Source organism: Larkinella sp. C7 (assembly GCF_006149005.1).
Lineage (GTDB): Bacteria > Bacteroidota > Bacteroidia > Cytophagales > Spirosomataceae > Larkinella.
This window is the reverse complement of record NZ_VBSL01000002.1, coordinates 337,414-362,030: the sequence shown is the minus strand read 5'-3', so window position 1 is coordinate 362,030 and position 24,617 is coordinate 337,414. Positions and strand designations below refer to the sequence as shown.

Here is a 24,617-nt window from a genome sequence, read left to right as displayed (position 1 = left end):
TGGAACGAATTTTTACTGATTAAAATTAAAATCCGTTATATCTGTTCAATCCGTGTTCCTATCCGAAACGTCATAAATTCAGCCGTATCCCCAACCCGGATTGCAGACCAAGGAAAAACGGAGCGGGAATCACCTCAACATAAGCCCCGGTTTCCAGAAAAACGGAGAAGGGTTTGTTGGGCAGGAAATACTCCAGACCCGCCACGCCCGAGCCGCCAATCGAAATCGTGTTGTCGTAGGCATTGACGAGGCTAAACTGATCCGGATAATACCGTCGGCTGTTCAATTGCCCGCCAAAGCCGAAGTAATAATGCAGCGTTTCCGACTTGCCAATGCCGCCGTGCCAGAGGTAATGCCCCTGAACCGTAAAACCGACATTCTTGTACATCCCTTTGCGGTAACTGCGCCGGTTGCCATAAATACCGCCGTAGGTGCCCACATTCAGGTCGAAGGCGTGGTTTTCACCGAAATACTTCCGGATGTTGACCCCCGCCGGTTCGCCAATGCGGAAACCGAGGGCCCAGTTGTTGGTTTGTGCCGTGGCCCGCTGGCTGATTGCCAAGCCAACCAACAATACGATCAGCAGAGAAAAATTTCTTTTCATACGATACAAAGGATACTTAAACGGTTGTCGTTAGGTGGTTTGCGTACGTTTTCAGCATGGCCAGCACCTGTTCGTTTTCCGAAGGTGTCCCGACGGTGATGCGCAAACAGCCTTCGCACAGTTTAACGCGATGCCGGTCGCGAACAATAATTTGCTGGTCGATGAGGTAGTCGAAAACCGCTTTGGGATCGTCAAATTTCACTAAAATGAAGTTGGCGTCTGAAGGATAAACGTGACGAACCAACGGTAAATTGAGCAGTTTCGCAATTAATTCTTCCCGCTGGGCCAGAATTTGGGACACCATCGCGTCTTTAGCGGGTACCTGATTGAGGGCTTTCAGTAACAACTGTTGCGTCGGGCCGCTGACGTTATACGGCGGTTTTATTTTATTCAGCACCTCGATCAGGGCTTCGGACGCGAAGCACATGCCCGACCGCAGAGCCGCCAGCCCCCAGGCTTTCGAGAAAGTTTGCAGCACCACCAGATTGGGGTACTGGTCCAGCAAAGCCGTAAACGATTCGGTATCCGCAAAGTCGATGTAGGCTTCATCGACCACCACCAATCCGTTGAAATGGGTGAGCAGTGTAATGATTGCTTCCCGGTCGATGAGGTTACCGGTCGGGTTGTTGGGCGAACAGACGAACAGCAATTTTGTACGGGGCTGGATGGCTGCCAGAACCACCGGGACATCGATCTGAAAATCTGTCGTCAGCGGCACTTTGATCAGTTGGACGTCGTTGATGGCCGCACTGACTTCGTACATCCCGTAGGTGGGCGGCAGAATCAGGATGGAATCGGAACCCGGTGTGCAGGTAGCCCGAACGAGCAGGTCGATCGGTTCGTCGGAGCCGTTGCCGATGAAAATCTGCGTGGGCCGGACGCCCTTGATGGGGGCCAGTTTGGCCTTGATCGCCTGTTGGTGCGGGTCGGGATAGCGGTTATAGTGATCCTCCGAAGCCGACCCGTCGATCGTCGATCCGAATGCGTTTTCGTTGGCGTCCAGGAAAATTCCCTCTTTTCCGGTGTATTCGTCGCGGGCGGAGGAGTAGGGCGTCAGCGTGATGATGTGGGGGCGGAGAATGGTATTGAGGTCAAACATAAAATCAAAAATACTTTGTTATTCAACTACGGATTTGGCGTTGCCATTCTGATGGATCACCATAGTTTTCGGCAATTCCACTTTTGGAAAGTTCTGCTAATACATCTCTCAGTGAGGGCTTTACGTCTTCCTTTTTTTCCAGCACCCTGCCGTTTAGTTTAGAAAGTAGTGACAGTAAAATGGCTTCATCTTCTGGAGAATCGATTTCAATCAGTAGCTGGCTCATGCTTTTTGTATTTTAAGCAATATAACAAATCTATTGCCAACCTCATTCCAGACTCGCCAGCCGCAGACTCACGGCGTGCTTGTGGGCCAGCAATGATTCGGCTTCCGCCATAGCCTCAATCGTGGGTCCGAGGTTGCGAATGCCTTCCGATGAAATGTGCTGTACGGTGATTTTCTTGACGAAACTATCGAGCGAAACCCCACTGTAAGCGCGGGCAAAACCGTTGGTGGGCAGGGTGTGATTTGTGCCGGACGCGTAATCACCCGCGGATTCGGGGGTGTAGTTGCCCAGGAAAATCGATCCGGCATTGGTAATCCGTTCGGCCACGGCTTCGGCATTTTCAACGCTCAGAATCAGGTGTTCAGCGGCATAATCGTTCAGCAGATCAATAGCATCTTGCTGGTTTTCAACCAGAATGGCCTTGCTGTTTTCGATGGCTCTGGCAGCCAGGTCGCGCCGGGGCAGGCGTTCCAGTTGTGTCGTCAGGGCCAAATTGACCGTCGTCACCATTTTTTTACTCGTAGAAACCAGCAATACCTGGCTGTCGGCACCGTGTTCGGCCTGCGACAGCAGATCGGCAGCCACGAAAGCCGGAAAGGCGGTGTCGTCGGCATAAACCGCCACTTCCGACGGCCCGGCGGGCATGTCGATGGCCATGCCTTCCTTCGCGACCAGCATTTTCGCTGCCGTCACGTATTGGTTCCCCGGTCCAAAAATCTTGTATACCTTCGGAATCGAGGCCGTTCCATAGGCCATTGCGGCAATGGCCTGCGCCCCGCCAATCCGGAAGAGCTGGGTCACGCCCACCAGTTGAGCGGCATATAGAATCGCCGGGTGATCGCTGGGCGTACAGAGGATAACCTCCTTACAGCCCGCCAATTTTGCCGGAATGCCCAGCATTAAAACCGTGCTGAAGAGCGGAGCCGTTCCGCCCGGAATGTACAGCCCGACTTTCTCGATGCCCACGCTCCGACGCCAGCAGATGACGCCCGGCATGGTTTCGATCTTCTCGACCGGTTGCCGCTGCGCTTCGTGGAATTTTCGAATGTTCTGGTACGCCTGTTGGATGGCGGTTTTCAGTTCATCGGAAAGCTGGCTTTCGGCGGCTGCGAGGTCGCCGGGCTGGAAGGGCAAACCGGTGTAGGCGATTTTGTCAAATTTTAGCGACAGTTCCGCCAGCGCCTGATCACCCTGTGTCCGAACCTGTTCCAGAATAGGGGCAACCGCTTTTTCAATCGTTTCGGTAGACTGCACGGGCCGGGCCAGCAGCGCGGGCCAGTCGGTTCGCGGAGGGAAAGAAAGGATTTTCATGAGGAGACAGGGGAGGATAGACGAGAGAGAATAAAGACAAAAAGCAAACGCAGAAACGTCTTTTCTCTCTTGTCTATCCTCTCTTGTCTACCAATCAATAAATCATTTTTTCGATGGGAATGACCAGAATGCCCTGCGCCCCGGCGGAACGGATGGCTTCGATGTTTTCCCAGAAATCGTTTTCGTTGATGACCGAATGCACCGAACTCCAGCCTTCGGTCGCCAGGGGCGTCACGGTAGGGCTTTTCATGCCCGGCAACAGCGATTTGATCTGATCCAGGGCCGCATTTGGCGCGTTCAACACAATGTATTTGTTGTTCTTGGCGGCCTGAACGGCTTTGATGCGGAACAGCAGTTTGTCCAGCAGACTCTGTTTTTCGGTCTCCAGCGTTGAACGGGCAATCAGAATGGCTTCGGAGCGGAAAATGACTTCCACTTCTTTTAATCCGTTGCTCAACAGCGTGCTGCCGGAACTGACAATGTCGCAGATGGCTTCGGCCAGACCGATGCCCGGTGCAATTTCAACCGAACCGCTGATGACGTGAATATCTGCCGAAATGTTTTGCTCGCGCAGGTAATTCCCCAGAATGAGCGGGTACGACGTCGCGATGTTTTTACCACTCAGGTCCTGAATGCCATTCCACTCGTTTCCGCGGGGAATGGCGAGCGACAGGCGGCACTTGGAAAAACCGAGTCGATGGACGGTGTCGATGGCACGGGCCGATTCGACGGCCACGTTTTCACCAACGATGCCCAGATCAGCCACGCCGTCTTCGACGTAACCCGGAATATCATCGTCGCGCAGGAAAAGAAACTCGGCGGGGAAATTCGATGAAACGGATTTCAGCTTGCCGGTGCCGTAGTCGAAGCGGATGCCACACTCTTTGAACAACTGGTACGAATCCTCGCTCAGCCGCCCGGACTTTTGTAATGCAATACGAAGGATAGAAGACACTTTGAATCGGGTCTGGATTTGAAAGCGCAAAGGTACGAAAAAAACGCACCGCATAGCCGCCATTACCACAAGATCGGCGGATTTGCCGAAAGCGGTTTCCCGGAGCGGACGTTGGACCGGAATCAGCTAAAATAGCTTTCGGCTTTGTACACTTTGTTCTGAAGGGTGGCCGAAGTGACCGTATAGCTGAATCCCTTCTGTACCGAAAATGCTCCCACCTCGCCCTGGCGGTTCAGGGCGATGAAACCAACCTGAAAGTCTTTGGCCTTCACAGGGTCGCGTTTGATGATTCGTTCGACGGCCCGCCGACAGGCTTCCGTGGGCGTCATTCCCTGGCGCATGAACTCGACGACCAGATGCGAACCACACATCCGGATCACTTCTTCGCCCTGACCCGAGCAGGTAACGGCACCCACTTCATTGTCGACGTACAAGCCCGCGCCGATGATGGGCGAATCGCCGACGCGCCCCCGCATTTTGAAGCCCATGCCGCTGGTTGTACACATGCCCGACAGGTTTCCGGCGGCATCGAGGGCCACGGTTCCCATCGTGTCGTGGTTGGGCGTTCCGTCCTCCAGTTTGTTGGGCGCAAAGGCCTTTTTGCTTTTGGAAGGAGACGGTTTTTGGTTTTCGACGTTGATAATGGGTTTGTACTCGGATTTTTCGAGCCATTTCCGGTAGGTCTTATCAGCATCGGCGGATAAGGTGCCGGATTCGAGCGCAAAACCGTTGGCCACCGCAAATTGCTGTGCGCCTTCGCCGACCAGCATCACGTGGGGCGTGGTGTCCATCACTTTCCGGGCAACCGAAACCGGGTGTTTGATTCGTTCCAAAAAGGCCACGGAGCCACAGTTGAACTGATCGTCCATGATGCAGGAATCGAGGGTAACGCGCCCGTCGCGGTCGGGATTACCACCCAGACCGACGCAGCAATTGATGTCGTTTTCGATGGCAATACCAGCCTGCTCCACGGCGTCGATGGCTTTGCCGCCACGTTGCAGCACCGGCCAGGCTCCGCCATTGGCAATGGTGCCACTGTCCCAGGTAGAAACCACCAGGGGTTGACCCGCGATTCGACTACCCGTTAGACCTGGCAGGTTCTTCAAGCTAAAGTGAGACAGTGGAAATAAAGCTCCCAAACGGAGAAACGAACGCCGGCTTTTCATAATGAAATGAAGAAATGTCAATGAAGGTGAAACTGGGCTGCAAGTTAACAGCAAAGTAGTTTCAAAAAACCGGCGGCCCGTCCTTTACAGTGAATTGTAGTACGCGAATACGTCCATCAGGGCCGTACGGTTTTTCAAATCCGGTTTTTTCTCCTTCAAATAAGCATTGATGGGGTCTTCCTTGTCTTTCATGATGCTCAACAGCCCTTTGCGGCCGGGTGAGAATTTGGTGAGCGTTTTTCCGTCGCTGGTATACCAGATGGCTTCTTTGATCAATTCGGTATCCTTCGATCCGGTGCTTAAGGCGACGTTATACGTAGGTTTCTTGACGTAAATCTGGTGGCGAATCAGGAGTTTGAGCTTTCCGTCGCTCACCTGTTCGAAAAAACCGCGAACGGCTGCCGGGGCACCGGCTTCGGTGGCATTGATGAAGGTCGTTGTCTGCCCTTTTTGCTCCATGGTAAACTGTTTCACGCGTTCGCCACTGACGGCTTTTACGGTTCGGTTGTCCATTAGAAATTCGAGGTCGTTGGCCGTAATGTTGTAGCGGACGGGGACGTTAACCAGTTCCTGAATCGGTTGAACGCCCGGTTTGGCGATGTTCTGGTAAAACAAAACCGTCGTTTTGGCAAAGGCGGTGTCCAGGTAGGGGTAACCCAGGATTTTGCCTTCCGGCCCCGCCATGGTATATATAGGCGTGATGTCATAATTGGACGCTCTGAAATAAGCCCCCTGATTCAGCAGGTCGCGGGTCACGTTGGGAATCTGGGCCAGAGCGCTAGAAAAGATGCCCATTACCAGAAACGCCGGCATAAGGAGGGCGCGTTTCAGGGAAAACACAGGATTCATAAAAGTCTTGCCGATGTGGTTAGGGTCGCAATATGAACAGTAAATCGGGGCCTATCAAGACTTTTTATCGAAACGTACATTCTCAATCAATCACCGAATGAAAAATACCGTAGTCGCTTTGTTATTTCTGGTTAGCCTGGGGCCGGTTTTCGCCCAGAAGAAGTTATTTCCGCAGGCCCCCGGTATGGTGTCATATACCTATCGACACAGTTTTCAGAAAAACGTGGCCGCCACGCTCGATACGATCAAAGCGTTGGGAATCACCGATATGGAGTTCTCGAATCTGTTTGGGAAAACAGCCGCCGAACTGCGCAAACTCCTCGATGAGCGCGGCATGAAGTGTTCGTCGTTTGGTGTGGGGTATCCCGATGCGCTCAACAAAACGCAGGAAGTGGGCCAGAATGCCAAAACCCTCGGCGCCAAGTTTGTCCGCGTGGCCTGGATTCCGCACGAAGGCCCGTTTACGCTCGACATGGCGAAGAAAACCGTCGCCGATTTCAACCAGATTGGCAAGAAGCTGAAAGACGACTTCGGGATCATGTTCTGTTACCACAACCACGGATTTGAGTTTCAGAAACACGAGAACGGAACCCTTTTCGATTACATCGTGCAGCAAACCGACCCGAAGTATGTGGGCTTCGAGATGGACATTCTGTGGACGGTTTTTCCGGGCCATGACCCAGTGGCCCTGTTGAATAAATACGGCAAACGGTTCAAGCTGATGCACCTGAAAGACCTGCGCAAAGGGATTGTCGGCAACCTGTCGGGCGGCACGCCGGTGGAAAACGACGTGGCGCTGGGAACGGGGCAAATTGACCTGCCGACGGTTTTGAAAGCCGCCAAAAAAGCGGGGGTCGAACACTATTATATTGAAGATGAGAGCCCCAGCATTGCCACCCAGGTGCCGCAGAGTATCGCCTACCTGAAAAGTCTGTAAGGCTGCTTCGGCAGTGTCGGTTCGATCAGCAGCGGTTACACCCCGCGTAACCGTTGCCGAAACCGGGCGGGCGTAACGCCCTGTTTTTTTCGAAACGCCTGGACAAAATAGGAAATGTTCTCAAAACCCGACTGTTCGCTGATGAACGTAATGCTTTCGTCGGTTCGGGTCAGGAGGTCACAGGCGTAGCGGATGCGCAGATCGGTGACAAACTGTGTGAGCGTTTGCCCCATTTGCGATTTGAAATACCGGCAGAACGCGGCCGGATTCATGTTGGCTAATTCGGCAATTTCCGCCAGCGAAACGGGCGCTTCGACCTGCTGCATCAGGTGGCCGATCACCCGGCTGAGCCGCTCGCTTTGCCGCGTAACCTGCTGATTGGGAACGTAGCCCGGAGCGATGGGCAGCACGGCTTCGGAGTGGGCAATCTGATCAAGGATATGCAGCAGGGCGGTCAGTTGCGTCAGCCCTTCGTTCTCCAGCAAGGCCACGAGCTGGCGGGCAACGTCCGTCCGAAGCGGTTCCAGCAGTTTCAGGCCGATGCCAGCCCGATTGAGGAGCCGTTGAATCGGTTTGGTTTCGGGGAGTTCCCAAAACGGTTCGCCCGCAAACTGGGGCGCAAACCGGGCCACAATGGCTTCGGCCGGAGCCGGATTTTCTGCTTCCGGATGCACTACATCATTCTTCCAGTAGTGCGGCAGGTTAGAACCCAGCAACACAATTTCACCGCCGGAAAACCGCTCGATGGTGTGTCCGATAAACCGCATGCCGGTACTGTTTACGACGAAATTTAATTCGATTTCCGGGTGAAAATGCCACGGATTGGTAAAAAACGGCAGCCGCTCGTGCCGTAAGTCGAATGAGCGGTGGGGTTGTTGCGGAACCAGGAGACGATCGGGGCGCATCGGGTGATGAATGAGGTAAGATTTGCAACTTTTTTCAGAACAAGGGATAAGATGCAAATTTTGTGATAGTATTTGCAAATGGGCTGTCAAAAAAATGAAATAAATTAGCAGAATTTTGCTGCTATGAATGGAATCACCCTGAAACTCATTACGGTTGGTATCAGCCTGTCGTCGCTGGCCCTCGCTCAACCGGCCAATACCCTCAGCCCGGCCGAGAAAAAAGCCGGTTGGCAACTGCTCTTCGACGGCAAAACCACCACCGGCTGGCGGGGAGCCTATGCCGACCGGTTTCCCGCCAAAGGCTGGGTCGTGAAAGATGGTGAGTTGCGCGGGGAACTCCAGGATGGGGCCGAATCCGGCGACGCCGGGGACATTGTCACCCTGAAAAAATACCGCCATTTCGAGTTGGTGTTCGAGTGGAAGCTGGGCAAAGGCGGCAACAGCGGGGTGAAGTATTTCATCGAGGAACGACTGCCCAAACCCGCCATTGGCTCGCAGGCGGGGTACGAATACCAGCTTATCGACGATGCCGATTATATTTATAACGGAAAAAAGCTGCCTCAGGATCTGAAAACCGCATCCATCTACGATGTGGTGGCCGCGACCAAACCGGACGTGAAAATGGATGTCTGGCACCGGTCGCGCATTGTCGTCAGCAACAACCAGATCGAACACTGGCTCGATGGCGTGAAAGTCCTGACCACCAACCGAACCACCGATGCGTTCCGGCAGGGCGTGGCCGACAGCAAATTTAACAGTTATGCGGGTTTCGCCGACATTCCGGAAGGCCACATTCTGCTCCAGGATCACGGCCACAGTGTCGCGTTTCGGACTATCAAAATCAAACCCTTGCCATGAACCGACGTCATTTTCTGAAAAATAGTGCCGTTGCGGCCAGTGCCGTGTCAGCGGTAGGGATTCCAACGATCGTACCGGCTTCGGTGTTCGGCAAAAACGCCCCTTCCAACCGCATTGCCGTCGGCCTGATCGGAACCGGTCGCCAGGGCTACGGGCAGAATCTTCAGGGTTCCGACCTCAAAACCATCGGGACGCGGATTCCGGGCCTGCTCGATGTGTCTGACGCGCAGGTGGTGGCGGTTTGCGACGTGGATAGCTGGCGGATGGGCAAAGCCAAAACGGCCGTTGAAAGCCACTACGCCCAAAAAACCGCTAGCGGAACCTACAAAGGCTGTTCGACCCACCGCGATTTTCGGGAGATTATTGCCCGCAAAGACATCGACGCGGTGATGATTTCGACGCCCGACTACTGGCACGTTCCGATGGGGATTCTGGCCGCCCAGGCCAAAAAACACATCAGCTGCGAAAAACCGCTCAGCATGAGTGTGCACCAGGGCCGCTCGCTGGTCGATGCGTTGAAAAAATACGGTGTCGTGAACCGAACTGATAGCGAATTTCGGTCGGTTCGTCCCCAGAATCAGGCGGTCGAACTGGTTCGGAACGGGCGCATCGGCAAGCTCCTGAAAATCGAGATTTCGTTTCCGTCGGACCCCGACCCCGTCCCGGCGCAGGCCGATATGCCCGTCCCGAAAGAACTGGATTATGAATTGTGGCTGGGACCGATGCCCTTTGTGCCGTATACCGAAATGCGGGTTCACTCGCCCTCCGATCTTCAGAAACGACCGAACTGGATGCGCGTCGATACCTACGCACAGGGCATGATTGCCAACTGGGGTGCGCATTATTTCGACGTGGCGCAATGGGCCAACAACAGCGAATATTCGGGGCCGGTGGAAGTGGAGGGGAAAGGCGAATTTCCGAAAAGCCTCTGGAATTCGATGATCAATTTTACGGTCACGTACCGCTATGCCAACGGCGTTGAAATGACCTGTGTGCAAAGCCCGACGAGCAAACCGTCCATCAAATACATCGGGTCAGAAGGCTGGATTCTGGTCGATAATTATCCGGGTATCATCAGCAGCAGCAATCCCGCTTTACTAACATCGAAGCCGACCGGGAGCGAACTGGATTTGTCGAAAACGCTCTGGGACAAGGTGGATTTTGTGGATGCCGTTAAAACCGGTCGCAAAACCCTGGAACCGATTGAAGTGGGCCACCGCACGATTTCGATTTCGCAAATTGGCCTGATTGCCTGTCAGATCAGCGAAAAACTGACCTGGAATCCGGAGAAGGAACTGTTTGTCGGAAACAATGCCGCCAATGCGCTGCTGGCGGCTCCGCTGGCGCGGAAAGAGTGGGTGATGTAAACTCATCAGAAGGAACTTATGAAAAAACTGGCGTTCTTTTTCGCTGCGTTATTGCTGAGCGGTTTTGTGCTGGCGCAGAAGGGTTCGAAAATTCAGAACCATTTCTTTGTGCTGCACAACGCCATCCGGGGCGATTCGACCTACAAAACCTTCGATCAGCAGGTGGCTTTCATCAAAAGTCTGGGCTACGATGGGGTTGAAATCAATCTCCTGGATTCGTTCGAAGGCATGAAAGCCGCTCTGGACAAACACCAGTTTACCGGCTCGTATTTCTACATCAAAATCAACCTCGATTCGCCGACGCTGGACCCGCGCATCGAACCGTATATCCGGGCCCTGAAAGGCTCCAAAACCATTCTGGCCCCGTTTATTGTCAGTGACAGCAAGCGGTTTACGTCACCATCCGACAAAGCAGATTCCATTGTGGTCAGTCAACTGCGGCAGATGGGTGAGTGGGCCAAAGCATCCAATTTGCAGGTGGCGGTTTATCCGCACGTCAGCTTTTACGTCGAAAAAATCGACCACGCGCTGCGGCTGGTTCAGCAGATCGACCGGCCGAATGTCGGGCTGACGTTCAACCTCTGTCATTGGCTGGCCACCACGCCGAAAGCCAACCGGGGCGACTGGAAAGGCTTGCTGACGACCCTGAAGCCGCACCTGAAAATGATCACGATCAGCGGAGCCAATAATGTTGATGCCGCCAAGATGGACAACGGGCCAACGGGCATCTGGAATCAGTATATTCTGCCGCTCGGAACGGGTAGTTTCGATACCTACGAACTGGTTCGATATGCGGTTCAGGACCTCGGTTTTAGCGGACCGATCGGGGTGCAGTGTTACGCCATGAAAGGTGATAAACCCACCAACCTGCGGAATACGATGGCGGCCTGGCATCAGTTTCAGTCCCGTCTGGTCAAACGCTAAAACCGTCTCCGTTCTCAAGTCTAACCTCTTTTATCTCATCTCTATCATCACCCATACAGCCATGCCCTTTACCAGCGAACACCTCCAGACCTACCAGCGCGACGGCTACGTGGTCGTCAGAAACCTGTTTTCCAAAGCCGAAGTAGAACGGCTTTACAGCCTGGCCGTGGGCGATACGGTGTTGAGTACCAAAACCTACGACCGCGTCGATGCCTCGGGCATGAAAACCAAACTGGCGTTGTGGTACGCGCTCGATGAGAGTTTATACAGCAAGTTTGCCCGGTCGGCGCGGATTGTGGAGGGCGTGGAGCAAATTCTGGGCGGGCGGGCGGCCCATTACCACTCCAAACTGATGCAGAAAGAACCGCGAACCGGCGGGGCCTGGGAGTGGCATCAGGACTATGGCTACTGGTATAAAAACAACGGTTTTCTGTTTCCCGACATGCTCTCGGTGCTGACGGCGCTGACGCCTGCGACGAAGGAAAACGGCTGTTTGCAGATGATCAAAGGCTCACACAAAATGGGCCGCGTCGAGCACGGTTTTTCGGGGGAACAAGTGGGCGCAGACATGGAAAAAGTGAACGAAGCATTGAAAATCATGCCGCTGGAATACCTGGAAATGGAGCCCGGCGACACGGCGTTTTTTCACTGCAACACGCTGCACGCGTCGGCGGCCAACTTGTCCGACAAGCCCCGCTGGTCGATCATCACGGCGTATAACCTCGCGAGTAACAAACCGTATAAGGATGTTCACGAAAGCAGCTACACACCCATTGCGTCTTTCGACGGCGATCTGCTGGCCGAAACCGAAGCCGGTATTTCGGAAACGGCGGATTTTTTGATAAAAAGATAAAAGAGGAGAGCGGTGAGACAAGAGACTAAACTGGCTATTTTTATGGCAATGGTTACAAAAGCATAGCCAATTCAGGTTCGCTTACCTCACATTCTCACCACTTCGGTCTTTATTCTCAATTCTAACGTCTCTTGTCTAAAAAAATGACCCTCCAGTTTTTTGCCCCCGCCTGGGGAAATACACTGCCCTTCGACCAGTTTTGCCGGAATGTGAAAGCCGCGGGGTACGACGGCGTCGAAATGGCGCTGCCGTTCGAAACCGGCGAGAAAAACGCCATTTTGGATAGTCTGGCGAAACACGGTTTGGCCTTGATCGGGCAATACTGGCAATCGTTGGAATCCGATCTGGACGAGCACGCGACCAGCTACGAAAAATACCTGCGTCACCTGATCGACGCCCGGCCGTTGTTCATCAATTGCCAGACCGGAAAAGACTTTTTTGCCTTCGAACAGAACAGCAGGCTTTTTGAACTGGCCGACCGGATTACGGAGGAAACCGGTGTTCGGATCACGCACGAAACGCACCGGGGAAAAGCCCTGTTTGCGGCTCACATTACCCGGGATTACCTGCAAAAACTGCCGGACATCCGGCTGGCCCTCGACATTTCCCACTGGTGCAACGTCCACGAATCGCTGCTCGAAAATCAGGAGGACGCCGTTAAACTCGCCATTCGGCATACCGACCACATTCACAGCCGGGTGGGGCATCCCGAAGGGCCACAGGTCAACGATCCCCGCGCCCCGGAATGGGCCGACGCGCTTCAGGTGCACCTAAACTGGTGGGATCAGGTCGTGGCCATACACCGCGAAAACCAAACCGTCCTGACCGTGACTACCGAGTTTGGCCCCGCGCCGTATTTGCCCACGCTGCCGTATACCCAAATGCCGGTCGTGAACCAGTGGGAAGTCAATGTCTTTATGATGAATTTGTTGAAAGAACGGTATTGAAGAGTGATGCCAATCGCATTGTTCGTTCAGTTGTAAATTGCATCAAAACTCCTAACGGGGCTTTTATTCAAAAACCGCAATGGCTTGACGGCAATCAAAAACCGTTTGCCGGAAACACAGGGCTGGTGGCATTTCTCCGTTTTATACCTACCTTTGCAGCCCATTATGCGACGTCTGAATGCAGGTAATTGAGGTTGGCCAAAACGCAACATACCAGAAAGAATTTATCCGGTTTCCGGTGCGCCTGTACCGCAACGACCCCAATTGGATCCGGCCGCTGGACACGGATGTCGAGGAAGTTTTTGATCCGGCCCGCAACAAGCGGTTCGAAAACGGTGAATGTGTCCGGTATGTATTGCTGAACGACCAGCAGGAGACCATCGGGCGGGTCGCGGCATTCGTAGACCGGGACATTGCGAATCTTGGTAACGATCAGCCGACGGGCGGACTGGGTTTCTTCGAGTGCATCGACGACCGCGCGGCTGCGTTTTTGCTCTTCGACACGGCCCGAAGCTGGCTCCAAAACCGGGGCATGGAAGCGATGGACGGCCCCATCAACTTCGGCGACCGCGACCGCTGGTGGGGTTTGCTGGTCGATGGCTTCGACCGGGAGCCGAATTACTGCATGCCCTATACCAAACCGTATTACATTGCTTTCTTCGAGGAGTACGGTTTTCAGGATTACTTCAAACAGTTTACGTTCGGGATTCCCACTACCTGGTCCAAACTGACCGGGATGTCGCAGGCCGTGAAAGACCGCGCCCGGCGTATTTACGAAAACCCCGACTACAGCTTTCGAACGATCGACAAGCGGCAACTGCCCGCAGCGGCCGAGCAGTTCCGGCACATCTACAACGCGGCCTGGGGGGGGCATAGTGGCGTGAAAGAAATGACGGCTGCGCAGGCGCAGGTGCTGATGCAGAAACTGAAACCGGTCATCGACGAGAAGATCATTTACTTTGCTTACTTCGGCGATGAACCCGTTGCCTTTTTCGTTTGCCTGCCCGAACTCAACCAGGTGTTCAAGCACGTCAACGGCAAGCTCGATCTGATCGGCAAGCTGAAGTTTTTGTGGCACATGATCCGCAAAACCAACCGGAAAGCGTTCGGGGTCGTGTTTGGCGTAGCGCCCGCCCACCAGGGCAAAGGCCTCGAAGCGGCCATTGCTCTCCGAATGCCCCACGAAGCCGATCACAATCCGGCCTTTCAATATACCGAGCTGGAAATGAACTGGGTAGGCGATTTCAACCCCATCATGGTGCGATTTGTCAGCCAGTTAGGCTCGACCATTGTCAAAACCCATGTGACGTATCGCTACCTGTTCGACCGAACCAAACCGTTTAAACGGTGCCCGGTGATAGGTAGGAAAAAAGAAAAAAGCTGAGGGATAAGTCACCTTCGCAAATCGCCCCTAAATCCCCTAATTGATTGAAACATAAAAACCACCGAATTGCTATTTCGGCTTATAGCCCACTGCTTTAGCTGTGGGTAAAGCGACAAGTACCCCCCCACTACTAGAACCGTTTTAACGGTTTCATCGTCCGGTAAACCGTTAAAACGGTTTCGGAATGATTCGGTTTCGTTTCAATTTACCCACAGCTAAAGCAGTGGGCTAATAAACATTCATTTCGGCGGTTGTTATGTTTCAATCAATTAGGGGCGATTTGTAAACACATTAGAATGATTATCAAGCTACTGCTTTTCTTCGTTTTGTTCAATGGCGGTTTTCTGAATCCGGTTTTGTCCCTAAAACTTCCCGTTTTCATCATAAGTCGTTTATTTTCTGCGTAAAAAAGTTGATTCTGGCAGGAAATTGCCGGGATTTAGTTCATTTTGATAGGTCGATGACGTTACTCCTTTCGTAGATTTGTAACATTGACTTCCTTTCTCATCACCTAACTAATTCCCTACATGAGGAAAATTTTCCTAACCGGTATGCTGACCTGGGGTCTTGCCCAGATCGGCTGGTCGCAGGTTACCTTTCCCCGGAATGGCGTCTATGACGAACGACCGGGATTGTATGCCTTCACCAACGCGACACTGATTGTCGATCCGCAAACGACCCTCGAAGGGGCCACCTTACTCATCCGCAACGGGCGCATCGAAGCCGTCGGAAAAACCGTCAGCATTCCGGCGGGAACCGTGGTAGCCGATTTGAAGGGGAAACGCATTTATCCGGCCCTGGTCGACATCGACTCGGACTACGGGATGCCCGAACTCCGGCGAACTCCGCCAGCCGGTGGCCGGGGCGTGCCGCAGTATGACTCCAACAAAAAAGGAGCCTTCAACTGGAACCAGGCCATTCAGCCCGAAACCGACGCCGGTACGATTTTCAAAGCCAATGTCGCCCAGGCCAACGAACTCCGGAAGCTGGGCTTCGGGGCGGTGGTGACGCACCCGCACGACGGGATTGCCCGGGGCAATTCGGTGCTGGTAACCCTCGCCGATGACCGCGAAAACAACGTCGTGATCCGCGACCGGGTGTCGGGCCATTATTCGTTCAGCAAAGGCACTTCGACCCAAACCTATCCGAACTCGCCAATGGGCGCGGTGGCGCTGTTGCGGCAGACGTATTACGACGCCGACTGGTACAAGAAAGCCGGGAAAACGACCGAGTCCAACCTGTCGCTCGACGCCTTCAACCAGTTGCAAACGATCCCCTCGGTTTTTGAAGTACCCGACAAACTGGGTGTGTTGCGGGCTGATAAAATTGGTGAAGAATTTGGCGTTCAGTACATTATCAAAAGTGCCGGGGACGAATACCAGCGGATCGACGAGGTGAAAGCCACGGGGGCCTCGCTGATTGTTCCGCTGAACTTTCCGCAAGCCTATGACGTGGAGGACGTCTGGGATGCCGACAACGTGACGCTGGCCGAACTGAAACACTGGGAAATGGCCCCGGCCAATCCGGCGATGCTGGCGAAAGCCGGGGTGCCGTTTGCGTTGACGACGGCCAACCTGCGGAACAAAACCGACTTCTGGGCGAACCTCCGCAAAGCCATCGACTACGGCCTGACCGAGCAGCAGGCCTTGGCGGCCCTGACGACGACCCCCGCCCAACTCCTGAAAATCGACAACGAAGTCGGGAGCCTGAAACCGGGTTTGCTGGCCAACTTCATCATCACGTCCGACAACCTGTTCAGCGCCGACAATGTGGTGCTGGAAAACTGGATTCGGGGAAAGCAGTACGTCTATAGCGATAAAAATGCGGCTGATCTGCGTGGCACCTACAACCTGACCATCGGCGACCGCAGCAACCTGAAGCTGACCATTACCGGAAAACCGGGAAAACCGGAGTATGCCGTGATGGCCGACACGGTGAAAATAACGCCGAAAGTGGCCCTGACGAACGACCTGATTTCGCTGCAACTTCAACTCGATAAGAAACAACCCGGAGCCACTCGCTTGTCGGGGTATCGGGTCGATGAAAAAACACTGAAAGGCGAAGGCGAACTGCCCGACGGAAAAACCGTTAAATGGACGGCGGTTTTGGCACAACCGTTCTCTTCGACGGCGGTTGCCAAAGCTGATACATCGAAGAAAACTGCCCCGCAGTTCGGGAAATTGCTGTATCCGTTTATTGGCATGGGCAATCTCGAAAAACCCAAAGCGCAGACCCTGCTGATCCGGAATGCGACGGTCTGGACCAACGAGAAAGACGGTGTGCTGCCGAATGCCGACGTGCTGGTGCAGAACGGCAAAATTGCGCAGGTGGGCAAAAGTCTGGCGGCACCGGCGGGTGCGCAGGTGATCGATGGAACGGGCAAACACCTGACCACCGGCATCATCGACGAACACTCACACATCGCGCTCTATTCCATCAACGAAGGCGGACAGACGAGTTCGGCAGAGGTGCGGATGAGCGACGTCATCAATTCGGAAGATATCAACATTTACCGCCAACTGGCGGGGGGCGTCACGACCTCGCAACTGCTCCACGGTTCGGCCAACTCCATCGGGGGGCAGTCGGCGATTGTGAAACTGAAATGGGGGGAAGCTCCGCAGGAAATGCTGGTGAAAGGCGCCGACGGTTTTATCAAATTTGCCCTCGGCGAAAACGTCAAACAGGCCAACTGGGGCGATGGCGTCCGGATTCGGTTTCCGCAAACCCGGATGGGGGTGGAGCAGGTCTACTTCGATCATTTCACCCGCGCCCGCGAGTATGACAGCGCCTGGAAAGCGTATAACTCGATGAATGCCAAGGAAAAAGCAAAAGCCGTGCCGCCCCGCCGGGATGTGGAACTGGACGCGCTGGCCGAAATCCTGAACAAAAAGCGGTTTATCACCTGCCACAGCTACGTACAGTCGGAAATCAACATGCTGATGAAAGTGGCCGATTCGCTGGGCTTCAAGGTCAACACGTTTACGCACATTCTGGAAGGCTACAAAGTGGCCGACAAAATGGCGAAACACGGCGTCGGCGGCTCGACGTTTGCCGACTGGTGGGCCTATAAAATGGAGGTGAAAGACGCCATTCCGTACAATGCCGCCCTGATGGCGCGGGCGGGCGTGCTGGTGTCGATTAACTCGGATGATGCCGAAATGGCGCGACGGCTGAATCAGGAAGCCGCCAAAGCGGTGGAATACGGCGCGATGTCGGAGGAAGATGCCTGGAAGATGGTGACCCTCAATCCGGCGAAACTCCTGCACCTCGACAGCAAGCTGGGGAGCATCCGGGCTGGCAAAGACGCCGACCTGGTGCTCTGGAACAACAACCCGCTGGCGATTTATGCCCGGCCCGAAAAAACCATCATCGACGGCACGGTGTATTTCGACCTGCAGGACGAAGACCGCAAACGCGATGACCTGCAAAAAGAACGCGCCCGGCTGATCCAGAAGATGTTATCGGCCAAAACCGGTGGTGCCTCGACCCAGCGGCCCACCTTCCGCCGTCAGCGGATGTGGCACTGCGAAGACGTGGAAGGCGTGATGGCGGAGGGAGAAGAACGGGAAGCAGAAACTAAATGAGACAAAAGAGGATAGAGAAGAGAAGAAAGATTTTGATCGAATGGCTTGAAAAGTCTCTTTCTCTTGTCGCATCGCACACTTCTAACAAGAAAATGAAACAGCTAACACTCTCCATACTCCTGCTGGCCTCGCTCAGCGGTTTTGCCCAGAACCCGGCTCCGGCGGGGCCACAGACGCGGGCCATTGCCCTGACGGGTGCGACGATTCACGTCGGCAACGGGCAGGTGATCAACAACGGGGTGATCCTGTTCGACAAGGGGATCATTACGGCCGTCGGCGACGGCAACACGCCCACCAACGGCGCGGAAGTGATCAATGTGGCCGGAAAACACGTCTATCCGAGCATCATTTCGCCCGCTTCGACGGTGGGGTTGCAGGAAATCAGTGCGGTTCGGGCCACGGTCGATTTTCAGGAAACCGGTTTTATCAACCCGAACATCCGGTCGTTGATTGCCTACAACACCGATTCGGAGGTGATTCCGACCATCCGAAACAACGGCCTGCTGCTGACGCAGGTGATGCCGATGGGCGGGGTCATTTCGGGGAGCTCGTCCGTGGTGCAGTCCGACGCCTGGAACTGGGAAGATGCCGTGCTGAAAGCCGACGACGGTATCTGGCTGACCTGGCCGGGGTATTTCGCCCGCAGCTTTGATTTCGAGGATTTTTCGGTCAGTCTGAAAAAGAACGAACAGCGGCAGGAAAGCATCAACGCCCTGAAAGCGACCTTTGCCGACGCGGTGGCCTATGCCGCCCTGAAAAATCCGGCTCCGAAAAACCTCAAGTTTGAGTCGATGAAGGGCCTGTTCGACGGCACGAAAAACCTGTACATCCGGGCCGATTACGGCAAGGACATCATCGAAGCCATCAAATTTGCGAAGCAGATGGGCATTCGGAAACCGGTGATTGTGGGCGGAGAAGACGCCGGTCGGGTGATCGATTTTCTGAAAGAGAACAACGTCGCCGTGATTCTGGGGCCGATGCACCGCCTGCCCAACCTCCAGGACGAGGATGTGTATCTGCCGTATAAACTGCCGGGAATGCTCCAGAAAGCTGGTATTGCGGTCAGCCTGAGCTACGACGGAGCCTACTGGCGGACGCGAAACCTACCGTTTCAGGCCGGAACAGCCGCCGGTTTCGGGGGCATCGACAAAGAGGACGCGCTGAAAATGATCACGTCCACGACCGCCAAAATCATGGGCATCGACAATGTGGTGGGCACGCTCGAAAAGGGTAAACACGCAACGCTGGTGGTGTCGAAAGGCGATTTGCTGGACATGCGCACCAACGTGATCGAACACGCGTATATCCAGGGCCGTCACATCAATCTGGACGACAAACACAAGCGGTTGTACCACATGTACCGCGAGAAGTATGGACAGCCGGATTTAGGGAAATAACCTTGCTTTTGCTTATAATTGGGAGCCCGAGGGATTGGGCTCCTTTTTTTATTGCAAAGTTCGCCAAGTGAAACTCACCTAACTGATACTTCATGAAACAATTCGCAACGCTGGTTGTACTCCTATTCTTATGCGGTCCCGGAACTGCGCAACGAAGGGCTGCCAGCCTCCTGGATAGCATGACGATTGCAGCGAACAATGGCACCTATCCCAACCTGGAAGGCGTTACCATAACCCAAGGTGGCAAACTTGTTTTTGAAACCTATCTGCATGGGTTACGGAAGGGCGGTCTGCACGATACGCGTTCTGCTTTGAAGTCCGTGACAGCACTCTTGATTGGCATTGCGATCGACAAAGGATTTATTAAAAATGTCCATCAAAAAGTATATCCTTTTTTCCCGGAGTATAAGCCCTACGGAAACTGGACTAGTTTAAAAGACAGCATGACCATTGAGCATTTGCTGGAAATGAAATCCGGTTTTGACTGCGAAGAATGGGATGGAAGCAAAGATTGTGAAGACGACATGGAGAATACGCAGGACTGGATAAAATTTTGCCTGGATCTGCCCTTAAAAAACAAACCGGGGACGAAGTGGGATTATACGTCGATCAATGCCATGCTATTGGGCGGCATCCTTGCGCATGCTTCCCATAGGTCGGTTTCGGAGTTTGCCGATCAGTATCTGTTCAAACCGTTGGGAATTACCCAGTACAGGTGGACAAAAGATCCGCTTGGTCACGAAACGACGGCGGGTTCTTTTTACATTTCTCCGGGCGATATGAACAAAATTGGGCAGGTGGTTTTAAATGACGGCGTTTATAATGGTAAACGAATTGTTTCCGGGCAATGGGTTAAAAAAATGACAGAAAGTTGTATAAAAATTGAAGACTTTTCAAACGTGCGGTTTTCCAGAAATAAAACCGCTATTCCGCAACCTACTTATTATGGGTATGCCTGGTATACGGAAGCAATAAAAACGGATCAATGGAAGTACACGGTTGTTTTTGCTTCCGGGAATGGCGGGCAGTACATTATGGTGATCAGAGATCTGGATTTGGTGGTAACCTTCACGGGCAATAGTTACAATTCTGCCAAATCAAAACTACCTTTTGATATCCTGGTCAAATACATTTTACCCCATTTTACCAAGAAATAGCGCGGCTACCAGCAAACGGTTTTGTGAAAGTTGTGAAACGTAAGAGTAAGGCGTGTTAGCCTACCAGTTTTCCAAACGGCATATCGATTCTTAAGGGCCGAGAAAAACCTAAATGAACACGAACCATGCGAGATCATAGGCCCCAGAGGGGTCGAATGTTTGTAGCAAACCGGTGCGTTGAGCCCTCCCGGCGTGCCGGAGGAACGCAACCATTGGCAGCGTGGTCGCGTACCTCCGGCACGCAAGGAGTGCTCATGAATACCCATTTGCTAGTAACATTTCGTGCCGCTGGCACTTAAACAGCTGGTAGGCAAAGGAATAATCCCGTTTTTCGCGTTAAAATTAAGGCTGACGAAATAGTTGGGAATGGTTTGTGGCATAAACAAGGTGGTGGGCGCAATCGAAAAAGGTAAATGCGTGACGTTGGTGGTTTCGAAAGACGATTTGCGGTAAATACGAACCAAAAACGTATGTTTAAGGCCGTCACCTCAATCTGAATGACAAACACAAGCGGTTGTACCACGTAAATTGTGAGATGTATAGAGAGTCGGATATTGGAAAGTTAGGAGAATTTTTTGTAGTATTAGTGACGTTAGGGATTTTTGTAGATTTCGCATTTTGTATTTTTTCGCACTTAAACGTTAAGAATATTTTATGTAAGTATTTGATAATAAGTTATTTATTGGTTTTATGTACGTCTAAAATGAAAATGGTGTAAATTCATATTGTTACACAAAACCTTCGTCTATCTATAAGTTAGTGGCAAGGCTATGAAACACCCAACTCATTATCAAAATTAGATGTAGCAAGTGAAGCGACTTTATTATTTAGATAATCTTATGATATTCTTATCTGCCCTTGTTGTACTCCATCATGTTAGCATTGGTTATGGGACAATGGGTGGCTGGTGCTATGTTACATCACAAAAACTTACTGGTACAACTCAAATTTTCATTTCGGCATTAACCGGAGTAGAGGCATCCTTTTCAATGGGCCTTTTCTTTTTCATTTCCGCTTTCTTAACTATTCCATCATTGGAGAAAAAAGGAGTATCAAAATTTATACAAACAAGATTAATACGATTGGCGATACCTCTGTTATTTGTCATGATTATTTTTGCACCAAGTGTTTTATATTTTATTGAAATTTATAACGGCACAACTCAGTTATCATGGTTTAGTTATTTGTTACAACAAAATGCTAAACCATATACTTCTCATGTGTGGTTTATCCTTGTGTTGATAATTTTTGAGTTGGTATATATTGGTTATTGGAAATTTATAAAACCGCGTTTTTCCATTTCAAAATCTCTGTCAGATAAAATTCCCACACATGTAAATATATTGACTGTTATTGTTCTGTGCAGCGGTCTTACATTATTAGTGCGGCAATTTTTTCCACTGGGAGAAAATTTTATCGGCATAGAGATTTCCAATATTACTCCTTATATTTTCATGTATGTAATCGGACTATTGGTTTATCGAAAAGGGTGGCTTGATGATCTTTCCAGAAAATTGTCAATAACGTGGTTTCCTATTTCAATTATTGCAGCCACTTACTTTAGTTTAATTATTTACCTGCTTTCAAAGTACCCATCTATAGTTAATAAATTTGTATTGGGCATTACTTGGGAATCTGTATCTCTTTCATTAGCCCAGGTTTTTTTGTGCTTTGGCTTCTCTGGTTTTTTTCTTCATCTTTTCAAGAAAAAATTCAACTTCACAAATTTTGTATCATCACTAATGAGAGACAACAGATACGGCGTTTATATTTTTCATTCTGCAGTTGTAGTTGGTGTTACTATTATGCTGGAATTTTTAACACTGAACACACCTGTTAAATATATTTTAGCCTGCTTTTTAAGTATTGTATTTTCCTACATACTAGTGGGCCTAATTCGTAAAATACCCTTAGTGAAGCGGGTAATTTGAATAAGTAAAGCAAAGCTCGACGAAGCCCTGCCACTAACATGGGGTATGCTGCTATGCTGGCTGACGAATAAATCCTCATCTTTTGTTCGCTATCGGCAGCAGTTCGGGCAGACGTAATTCTGCTTCAGTTCTTATCTTGAACATCAGTAATTTTATCGGGCTTCAGTTCCGGGCTGACAGTTATAAAATACCAGCACAGCAGCTAGCCCTGGACGTTAGCTGAAATCGTAGGTAGTCTCCTTAGTAAATGAATTCGTAATGGCAATTGACATCTTAAAAACTGTTGACATCATTGAAATTATGGAGAACTACATAGAAAAAGTTCGTCCTCCGGAAAACATCAGGAAGCAGTTGGACTTGAGTTACCGAATAGAAGGCCAAAGTGTGATACTTACTGAGATTCGCTCCATTTGGAATAATCCCGTTGAGTCTGCTGAACACGGTTATGCAAAGGCGACTTTTATTAAAAGTAAAAATGTTTGGAAAATATTTTGGCTGCGAGCAAATCTCAACTGGTATGCATACGAACCAATGCCAGAAGTTTCAACATTAAAAGAATTTTTGGAAATTGTTGACAAAGACGATTATCAGTGCTTTAAAGGATAGAAAACTATAGATACGGTGCACCGCTACAAACTTAAAACGAAAATGATTAAGAAACATGCCGTCTTACTCTGCATCGTCATTTCGGTGATCTTAATTATCACAGCAACCTTGCTTTATCCCGGAGGTTCCTTGTTTGATAAAAATTCGGTCGGATTTGACTGGACTAAAAACTTCATCAGCAATCTGTTTGGGGAAAAAGCAATCAACGGTTCCGAGAATCCGTCCCGAATTTGGGCCATTCTTGGTGTGGCATTCCACTCGGTTGGGTCTGGGATTTTCTTTATCAATATGTCAAAAAAGATGACGGATCGCCATGCGGCTACGGTTTTAAAATCCGTAGGGATTGCCACCATCGCGTTGGATGTCTTGATCGTCACTTCCTTGCACGACGTGATGGTTATGGTATCGAGTACGTTGTCGTTACTGGGTCTTTTTTATTGCACGGTGTTTATTCTAAAGTCAAAACGTCACGTCTTAAAATTCGCCTGTGTCATCTGCCTGTTGATTTTTTACTATACCCTCTACTTATACGGTTCCGGTGATTGGGGATTGTTGGCCATCATGCAGAAGGTATCGTTCATCGGTTCAACGCTGCTGGTTTTAGGAATGGAGTATTTTACCCAAAAGGAAGACTTCATGCAACGTAAACCGGATGGGCAAACCATGCCGACGACAAACCGGTAACGCCCTTTCAGCTACAACATTGCGACTTTTGGCTACAGCGGTTTTCTGATCCCTGCTGAACTTTGCAGCAACAAACGATCAGAACAATGAACTTACAGAACAACACCATTTTAGTGACCGGCGGAACCAGCGGTTTCGGCATCGAATTTGCCGCCAGATTGCTTGCGCTGGGCAACACCGTCATCATCACCGGCCGGAACGCGGAAAAATTGCAGGAAACGAAACGCCAACTGCCAGCCGTCCACACCATGCAGAGCGATGTGAGCAATGCCGACGACATCATCAGGTTGTATAAGCAGGTAACCCAGCAATTTCCCGCCCTGAATATCATCATCAACAATGCCGGTGAAATGCGGAAAATCAGTCTGCACCAGCCACACGAACTGACCGATATCACCCGCGAAATTGAAATCAACCTGATGGGACCCATCCGCATGGTACAACAATTTCTGCCCCACCTGAAAAAACAGAAAAATGCGGCCATCGTGAATGTCACCTCGGGCATTGCGCTGTCGCCTTTTCCGATTTCACCCATTTACAGTGGCAGTAAGTCGGGGCTGCGGGCGTATACACAGGCTTTACGGGTACAACTCAAAAACACGGACATTCAGGTGATCGAATTGGTGGCGCCGGGAAGTTCCACACCCTTGAATGATAAATTCAGGAACGAAGACGGATTTAGTGCCAGCGCCCTGATGGCCCCCGAAAAAATTGTGGATGCCGCCCTCAAAGGCATGGAAAATGATAAGGACGAAATCTATCCGGGACTGGCGAAAGTCATGCGGGTGATGAGCCGCATTGCGCCCCGGTTTTTAATCGCACAAGCTGGCAAAATGGGCGCTTCGACGATGTACGGAAAATGATTTTTTGCTT

The 24,617-nt window shown here is 51.7% G+C and carries 22 protein-coding genes; 14 read left to right on the top strand and 8 right to left on the bottom strand.

What is annotated here, in order from left to right:
* Positions 1 to 70 precede the first annotated feature (70 nt).
* The 7 genes from FH871_RS06690 to FH871_RS06660 form a co-directional block, all read right to left on the bottom strand.
* A complete protein-coding gene (locus FH871_RS06690; protein WP_138990579.1) occupies positions 71 to 604 on the bottom strand; it encodes a hypothetical protein in 534 nt (177 codons plus the stop codon).
* Between the two features lie 16 nt (positions 605 to 620).
* Entirely contained in the window at positions 621 to 1,703 is a 1,083-nt protein-coding gene (gene hisC / locus FH871_RS06685; protein ID WP_138990577.1) for a histidinol-phosphate transaminase, read from the bottom strand.
* A 22-nt stretch (positions 1,704 to 1,725) separates the two neighbouring features.
* Positions 1,726 to 1,929 carry a hypothetical protein gene (locus tag FH871_RS06680; protein ID WP_138990575.1) on the bottom strand — a complete coding sequence of 68 codons (204 nt, stop codon included), beginning with the start codon at positions 1,927 to 1,929 and terminating at the stop codon, positions 1,726 to 1,728.
* Positions 1,930 to 1,971: 42 nt separating this feature from the next.
* On the bottom strand, positions 1,972 to 3,240 hold the full coding sequence (hisD, locus tag FH871_RS06675) for a histidinol dehydrogenase (protein ID WP_138990573.1): 1,269 nt from the start codon (positions 3,238 to 3,240) through the stop codon (positions 1,972 to 1,974).
* A 94-nt stretch (positions 3,241 to 3,334) separates the two neighbouring features.
* The gene (hisG, locus tag FH871_RS06670) at positions 3,335 to 4,195 is read right to left on the bottom strand and encodes an ATP phosphoribosyltransferase (protein ID WP_138990571.1); all 861 of its coding nucleotides are present in this window, start codon (positions 4,193 to 4,195) and stop codon (positions 3,335 to 3,337) included.
* Between the two features lie 122 nt (positions 4,196 to 4,317).
* Positions 4,318 to 5,361: a N(4)-(beta-N-acetylglucosaminyl)-L-asparaginase gene (locus FH871_RS06665; RefSeq protein ID WP_171062779.1), complete on the bottom strand. Its 1,044-nt coding sequence runs from the start codon at positions 5,359 to 5,361 to the stop codon at positions 4,318 to 4,320.
* Positions 5,362 to 5,445: 84 nt separating this feature from the next.
* Positions 5,446 to 6,210, bottom strand: a complete 765-nt coding sequence (locus FH871_RS06660) for a hypothetical protein (protein ID WP_138990570.1) — start codon at positions 6,208 to 6,210, stop codon at positions 5,446 to 5,448.
* A 97-nt stretch (positions 6,211 to 6,307) separates the two neighbouring features.
* Here FH871_RS06660 and FH871_RS06655 point away from each other — a divergent pair, with 97 nt between their 5' ends.
* Positions 6,308 to 7,147 (top strand): sugar phosphate isomerase/epimerase, encoded by an 840-nt coding sequence (locus tag FH871_RS06655; RefSeq protein ID WP_138990568.1) that lies wholly within the window; start codon positions 6,308 to 6,310, stop codon positions 7,145 to 7,147.
* A gap of 35 nt (positions 7,148 to 7,182) precedes the next feature.
* On the opposite strand, the gene FH871_RS06650 is transcribed toward FH871_RS06655, so the two are convergent.
* Positions 7,183 to 8,052: an AraC family transcriptional regulator gene (locus FH871_RS06650; RefSeq protein WP_138990566.1), complete on the bottom strand. Its 870-nt coding sequence runs from the start codon at positions 8,050 to 8,052 to the stop codon at positions 7,183 to 7,185.
* 123 nt (positions 8,053 to 8,175) lie between these two features.
* On the opposite strand from FH871_RS06650, the gene FH871_RS06645 reads away from it, so the two are divergent.
* From FH871_RS06645 to FH871_RS06585, 13 genes are all read left to right on the top strand, one after another.
* Positions 8,176 to 8,910, top strand: a complete 735-nt coding sequence (locus FH871_RS06645; RefSeq protein ID WP_138990564.1) for a DUF1080 domain-containing protein — start codon at positions 8,176 to 8,178, stop codon at positions 8,908 to 8,910.
* A complete protein-coding gene (locus tag FH871_RS06640) occupies positions 8,907 to 10,277 on the top strand; it encodes a Gfo/Idh/MocA family protein (RefSeq protein ID WP_138990562.1) in 1,371 nt (456 codons plus the stop codon). The genes FH871_RS06645 and FH871_RS06640 overlap by 4 nt, the downstream gene beginning before the upstream one ends.
* A gap of 18 nt (positions 10,278 to 10,295) precedes the next feature.
* The gene (locus FH871_RS06635) at positions 10,296 to 11,201 is read left to right on the top strand and encodes a sugar phosphate isomerase/epimerase (protein ID WP_138990560.1); all 906 of its coding nucleotides are present in this window, start codon (positions 10,296 to 10,298) and stop codon (positions 11,199 to 11,201) included.
* A 61-nt stretch (positions 11,202 to 11,262) separates the two neighbouring features.
* The gene (locus FH871_RS06630; RefSeq protein ID WP_138990558.1) at positions 11,263 to 12,054 is read left to right on the top strand and encodes a phytanoyl-CoA dioxygenase family protein; all 792 of its coding nucleotides are present in this window, start codon (positions 11,263 to 11,265) and stop codon (positions 12,052 to 12,054) included.
* 143 nt (positions 12,055 to 12,197) lie between these two features.
* Positions 12,198 to 13,001 (top strand): sugar phosphate isomerase/epimerase, encoded by an 804-nt coding sequence (locus FH871_RS06625; protein WP_138990557.1) that lies wholly within the window; start codon positions 12,198 to 12,200, stop codon positions 12,999 to 13,001.
* A 178-nt stretch (positions 13,002 to 13,179) separates the two neighbouring features.
* A complete protein-coding gene (locus FH871_RS06620) occupies positions 13,180 to 14,385 on the top strand; it encodes a hypothetical protein (protein ID WP_138990555.1) in 1,206 nt (401 codons plus the stop codon).
* A gap of 527 nt (positions 14,386 to 14,912) precedes the next feature.
* Positions 14,913 to 17,969, top strand: a complete 3,057-nt coding sequence (locus FH871_RS06615; RefSeq protein WP_138990553.1) for an amidohydrolase family protein — start codon at positions 14,913 to 14,915, stop codon at positions 17,967 to 17,969.
* A gap of 92 nt (positions 17,970 to 18,061) precedes the next feature.
* On the top strand, positions 18,062 to 19,366 hold the full coding sequence (locus FH871_RS06610) for an amidohydrolase family protein (protein WP_138990551.1): 1,305 nt from the start codon (positions 18,062 to 18,064) through the stop codon (positions 19,364 to 19,366).
* A 179-nt stretch (positions 19,367 to 19,545) separates the two neighbouring features.
* A complete protein-coding gene (locus FH871_RS06605; protein ID WP_171062778.1) occupies positions 19,546 to 20,523 on the top strand; it encodes a serine hydrolase in 978 nt (325 codons plus the stop codon).
* A gap of 809 nt (positions 20,524 to 21,332) precedes the next feature.
* A complete protein-coding gene (locus FH871_RS06600) occupies positions 21,333 to 22,454 on the top strand; it encodes an acyltransferase family protein (RefSeq protein ID WP_171062777.1) in 1,122 nt (373 codons plus the stop codon).
* 258 nt (positions 22,455 to 22,712) lie between these two features.
* Positions 22,713 to 23,060, top strand: coding sequence for a DUF3024 domain-containing protein (locus FH871_RS06595; protein ID WP_138990546.1), 348 nt, complete (start codon positions 22,713 to 22,715; stop codon positions 23,058 to 23,060).
* Positions 23,061 to 23,102: 42 nt separating this feature from the next.
* Positions 23,103 to 23,744, top strand: a complete 642-nt coding sequence (locus FH871_RS06590) for a hypothetical protein (protein WP_229317100.1) — start codon at positions 23,103 to 23,105, stop codon at positions 23,742 to 23,744.
* A gap of 86 nt (positions 23,745 to 23,830) precedes the next feature.
* On the top strand, positions 23,831 to 24,607 hold the full coding sequence (locus FH871_RS06585) for an SDR family oxidoreductase (RefSeq protein WP_138990544.1): 777 nt from the start codon (positions 23,831 to 23,833) through the stop codon (positions 24,605 to 24,607).
* Positions 24,608 to 24,617 lie beyond the last annotated feature (10 nt).